Origin of the sequence: thiotrophic endosymbiont of Bathymodiolus puteoserpentis (Logatchev) (assembly GCF_900127505.1) — a bacterium.
Classification (GTDB): Bacteria; Pseudomonadota; Gammaproteobacteria; order PS1; family Pseudothioglobaceae; genus Thiodubiliella.
Genome location: NZ_UEXF01000040.1, coordinates 3,883 through 9,023, shown reverse-complemented (window position 1 = coordinate 9,023; position 5,141 = coordinate 3,883). Strand labels below are relative to the sequence as shown.

The following is a 5,141-nucleotide window of genomic DNA, read 5'->3' as shown; positions in this document are numbered from 1 at the left end:
TGCCTAAAAAAGCCCTTAAGCGAGACAATCGTTATCAACAAGACAAAAAGCGCAAACTGTGTAAAAGACGCGCAGCGATTGAGCCGATTATCGGACATCTTAAATCAGATTTTAGACTCTCTAGAAACCTACTCAAAGGGCAAGTTGGTGATGAGATTAATGTTTTAATGGCTGCCTGTGCTTGGAATTTGAGAAAATGGCTGGTGATAGCCACTATTTTTTTGTTTTGGCAAAAACTGGGCTTATTTTTTGTAAAATACCTAAGGTTTTTTGTGGTGCTGGATAAAAAGCAGTTTTGTTGATTTAGATGGTTGGAAAAATGGGTGGTTTTGGTTTGTTTGGAGTGAGTTTTTAAGGGGCGACTAATTATTAAAGAGTCGGATTCCTTCAAAAATGATGTCCTCAATAGGAAAGCATACGGTGAGGCGCTACTAAATTTAGTTAAAAGCTCTAGTGATGAGTTGGTTATATCGCTTGATGGAAGATGGGGTGAAGGAAAAACCACCTTTGTGAAAATGTGGCAGGGATTATTGTCTGAATCCAATATCCCAAACATATACATTGATGCTTTTGCAAATGATTATTTAGATGATGCGTTTATCTCTGTAGCAAGTGCTATCACAGCATTTGTTGAAGAAAATATTGAAGAAGATAGTGGCAATAAACTTTCTGAATTAAAAACCAAAATGAAAAAAATGGTCTGGCGGCTACTTACATTAGCAACTAAGGCTGCAACGCTTGGAGCAATAAAAGAATGTGACTTAGAAGCATTAAAGGACATAAAAGACGATATAGCAGAAGACACATCCAGTTTACTTGGTAATATTATAGAAGAACGCTTAGCCTCTCATTCAAAGGATATTGCGCTAATCAAGGAATTTAAAGAATTACTTTCTGAAATACCTGCCAAGTTAAAAGGTGCTAATGGAGGCCCATTAATAATAATCATTGATGAGCTAGATCGGTGTAGACCGTCTTTTGCTATAGAAATGCTAGAAAAAATCAAACATCTATTCTCAGTAAAAAATGTAGTATTTATATTGGTAATGCACAAAGAGCAATTAGAAGAAGCTGTTAAGTGTATTTATGGACAAAAGATTGATGCTCATACTTACCTTCAAAAATTCATCAACCTTGAGACAAAACTACCTAAACAAACAACAGATCAATATGCAAACGATCTAAATCGTTATTCTAGAAAATTATTTCAATTGCATGAGATAGAAACATGGGGAGATGGTGAGACGATACTTGATTGTATTGAGTTGTTTGCTAAGCATTTCAACCTATCTCTTAGACAGTTAGAAAAAGTGTATACAAACTTAGCATTGCTGTATGGCTCTAGCGCAGAAAATTATTTGAGGGTGGTTCCAATTATTGTGATTCTCTCTATTATTAAAATAATAAGACCTGATGTTTTTGATAAACTACTTCATCAAAAAATTACATACTCAGAAATTTGTAAAGAAACAGGCTTAAATCATTTTGAAGGCAAACATGAAGAATTACATTGGTCAATCAATTGGGTGCGATACGCTCTTCTTACCGATAAAGAATTCAGTGAGATTGATGATAAAGATGATCTCAAAGGATTTGAAAATTCCTTGCTTAAATACTTTATAAAGAGAAAAAACTTAATACCTATACTTTCAAAACAATTGAGTCTGTTTGCTATTAAATAGTAAAAAAATATAACAAACGCATACCCACTTCGCTATGCAGTGTTATTTTTTCGGTGATGCGAAGCCATTATATTGCAAAGGAGGGTTTGTGAGCAATTCGAAAGATGATGAACTACTAATTGAATGGAATCAGATAAATAAAGATAATGCAGAACAAGGTTTTGTTTCAGCAGCCTTTCAAAGTATGACTGAAACATCATCTTTGATTGGTAAATTCTCTACACAGCTTCTTGCAGGTACTGGCGCAACTGGCGCATTATTTATAACACAAGTTAATTCTATATTACCTTTTCTTAGCTCGCAAGGTTTTAAGGTATGTTTGGTTATTTTAGTCATTTCTGCCATATTTGGTTTCATTGCTAAATATCATTCACTGAACTGTGAAATACAAAACAATATGCAATCAAAGTTAAGAATGCTTATTAAGCCCGTGCTAGAAAAGCACGAAAAAGATGAAGCTGACATTCAAGAATATGCAATTCAAGAAGGCATAGAATTGGAAACAGATATAAACTTATTCAAAATAATGACAGAGTTTGTCAAACCTTTTCCCTTTTGGGTTAAATGGCTAGTTGTTCGAAGGGCCGTAAAAACACCTGTAGATCGGCAAGCGGGCTTTCATGTTGCTGTAAAATCTTATGTGTCACAAACACATTGGACATTTCTTCAAACCTGTGCATTTATTGCTTTTATGTTGTCGGCAACTTGGTATGCAAATGCAATATAACAAGTCTTGAATTCGCATATCAAGTGCAATTCTAAGTGTAACTTTTTGTTAGTTAATAACACCTGATTTAAACACCATTTTTGGTGTTTGGTAATTCAAGTTTTTTCTTGGTCAATTATTCAACAAGGCAACAACCTTGTTAACTTGTTGTTCTGATAAATTATCAAATGCCATTTTCTTAGAAAGGTATTGTCTGAATAAGTCATTGATGTGTTCATTTAACCCTCTCTCGTTTTCAATTATTTTAAAAACACAGTTAAAAGCATCATGGTATCATTCACAATTAATCTAATTTAGGGAATAACTTACATTAATACCAAAACCACAACAAATACAATAAAACAGGCAACACTTATAACACTCATGGAGCAACAATGACCCGATACACAAACACCATCAGCACATTTGAACTATTAGAAAGGTTTCCAACCGAAGAATCTGCTCGCCTATATTTTGAACAAAAACTTTGGAACAACAAGCCCAAATGTCCATCGTGTGCTAATCAAACACCCACACAAGTTTATCATCATCCTTCACGCACTGGATTATATCGTTGCAAATGTTGTCAAACCCAATTCAGTATTCGTAGTAACACAGTGATGCATGCCAGCAAAATACCGTTAAGAAAATGGCTTTATGGTATGTATTTAGTTGTGACTGCTCGCAAGGGTATATCCAGTTACCAACTTGCAAAAGAACTGGGTATTACCCAAAAATCCTCATGGTTTATGGGGCACAGAATACGCAAGGCTTGCAAAAATAACGACGCTATTCTTTCTGGAATAATTGAAATGGATGAAACCTATATAGGCGGTAAAGAGAAAAACAAACACCAACATAAGAAAACTTAAGGCACACAAGGCAGAAGCACAAAAACCAAAACCCCTGTGGTTGGCATGCGCTCTCGTGGTGGCATGCTCGTTGCTGCCAAAATGGATAAAGTCAATAGTGCTAATATTCAGACTATGATTGATAAGCATGCTGATGCCAATGCCACGCTTTGCACTGATGAAGCAACAATATATAAAGGCATAGAGGGCTATAAACAGCTAATGGTCAATCATTCTGCTGGGCAGTATGTTAACGGTATTGTGCATACTAATGGCATTGAGAGTGTTTGGGCGTTATTAAAACGCGGTTATCATGGTGTATTTCATCATTTTTCAGATAAACATATCGGGCGTTATGTTGATGAGTTTGTTTTTAGGTTGAATGATGGCAATGTTAAACGATCGACACTGGATAGAATTGATTCAATTGTGTTTGGATTTAGTGGTAATAGACTGTCTTATAAGATGTTGGTATTAATGTAAGTTAGTCCCCTAATTTAAATCAATATTGAGGAAACCAACCATGCAAACTAAAACTAAAAAAGCCGTTAATCAACCTAAGCAAGAAATAACACCTTCAATTAAACACAATGTTGCAGTGAACGATTCATCTCCTGTTATCGATTTAGATCCTATGGCAGGCATCCAATCCAGTAGTTCAGTAACCACAGGCACAATACAAATCGCCACAGGCGTTGCTTTTGATGCAGACATTGCAGACACCACCGATACGGATATTAAAACCATTAAAGTAGTGTTAGGCGGTGCTGGCTTAAATGAAACAAACGATAAATTAGTATTAGATGCTGAGCTTGCGTTAAATGCCGATATTGCCAAAGTAACGGGTAAAACCATTGGCACAGTGAGTGGTTTAGAATATAGCTATACACACGCCTCTAAAACCCTAATCATCAGCAAAACCTCAGGTGCTTTTGACCCTGCTGATGTGGCAAAAGTAGTAGAAGCCATTCAACTTAAAAACACCGATGCAGCCTCACAACTCGGCACCAGAGTGGCTACCATTACTTATACAGATACTGATGGCAATGAATCGGAGCCAGCAACGGCTTCGCTGAGTGTTGCTTTGTATCGTGGCTTTGTAATTAATGGCGAGGTGGCGGATGATTGGAGTGGCTTCTCAGTCTCCAGCGCAGGCGATGTCAACGGCGATGGCTTGGATGATTTGATTGTGGGTGCTNGTCAAATTTGTGTTTACCACTAACTTGCTTGTCTTTAGTGACAAACTTATCAGTAAACTCTAAGCCATTATCAGTTAATATATGCGTAATTGTAAAAGGATAAAAGTCCTTGCAATTATTAAGGAACTCAACGGCATTGATAGCGGTTTTATTCTCATAAATCTCAAAATAAAGCACCCTAGTAGCACGATCAATGGCAACAAACAAATATTGCTTCTTACCCGCTAGTTTTGGTAAATAGGTAACATCAATGTGTAAATATCCAGGCTCATATTCCTTAAATGTAGAGGCTTGTTGTTTCTTTTCTTGTGGCACTCGGTTAATGCCAAAACACACCAAAGTGCGATATACATTACTCCTATTGGCATTTGGCATGCAGGCAACAATACTATCAGTTAAGTCATCAAGTTCTAACCAAGTGAGGGTTCGTACTACTCGAATAATCTCACGCTCGGTCTCATTTAAAGCGTAGTGTATTGTCTTTGGTCTTGAGGTTTTGTCTTTAACAAAATCACGACTCTTCCATTTGGCAATGGTTTTAGTGCTAACACCAAAGCGGTGTGCTAAGGTAGTATTCGAAGCCTTAGCCCCGTGTATAATCGCTCTTGAATGTGCATTAGTATTCGCATTCATGTGGTAGTTCTGTTTCATATATTCTCCTTTTTATAGTAGAAAAAAAGTTAATATGTTACGGCAACTACCA

General features: G+C 36.5%; 4 protein-coding genes and 2 pseudogenes. 5 read left to right on the top strand and 1 reads right to left on the bottom strand.

The annotated features are described in order from the left end of the window. The 5 genes and pseudogenes from BHECKSOX2_RS10285 to BHECKSOX2_RS10600 form a co-directional block, all read left to right on the top strand. Positions 1 to 302, top strand: a 302-nt coding sequence (locus tag BHECKSOX2_RS10285) for a transposase (RefSeq protein ID WP_245391297.1), incomplete at its 5' end; no start/stop codon positions are given. Between the two features lie 63 nt (positions 303 to 365). Then, the gene (locus tag BHECKSOX2_RS06270; RefSeq protein WP_139682917.1) at positions 366 to 1,682 is read left to right on the top strand and encodes a P-loop NTPase fold protein; all 1,317 of its coding nucleotides are present in this window, start codon (positions 366 to 368) and stop codon (positions 1,680 to 1,682) included. A 34-nt stretch (positions 1,683 to 1,716) separates the two neighbouring features. Further along, entirely contained in the window at positions 1,717 to 2,409 is a 693-nt protein-coding gene (locus tag BHECKSOX2_RS06265) for a hypothetical protein (RefSeq protein WP_180323691.1), read from the top strand. A 374-nt stretch (positions 2,410 to 2,783) separates the two neighbouring features. Further along, positions 2,784 to 3,722, top strand: a pseudogene (locus BHECKSOX2_RS10280) (IS1595 family transposase). A 610-nt stretch (positions 3,723 to 4,332) separates the two neighbouring features. After that, positions 4,333 to 4,437, top strand: a pseudogene (locus tag BHECKSOX2_RS10600) (integrin alpha); the annotation flags it as partial. Here the strand turns inward: BHECKSOX2_RS10600 and BHECKSOX2_RS10595 are convergent. Beyond that, the gene (locus tag BHECKSOX2_RS10595; protein WP_425356612.1) at positions 4,400 to 4,813 is read right to left on the bottom strand and encodes a DDE-type integrase/transposase/recombinase; all 414 of its coding nucleotides are present in this window, start codon (positions 4,811 to 4,813) and stop codon (positions 4,400 to 4,402) included. The pseudogene BHECKSOX2_RS10600 and the gene BHECKSOX2_RS10595 sit on opposite strands and share 38 nt — an antisense overlap. Positions 4,814 to 5,141 lie beyond the last annotated feature (328 nt).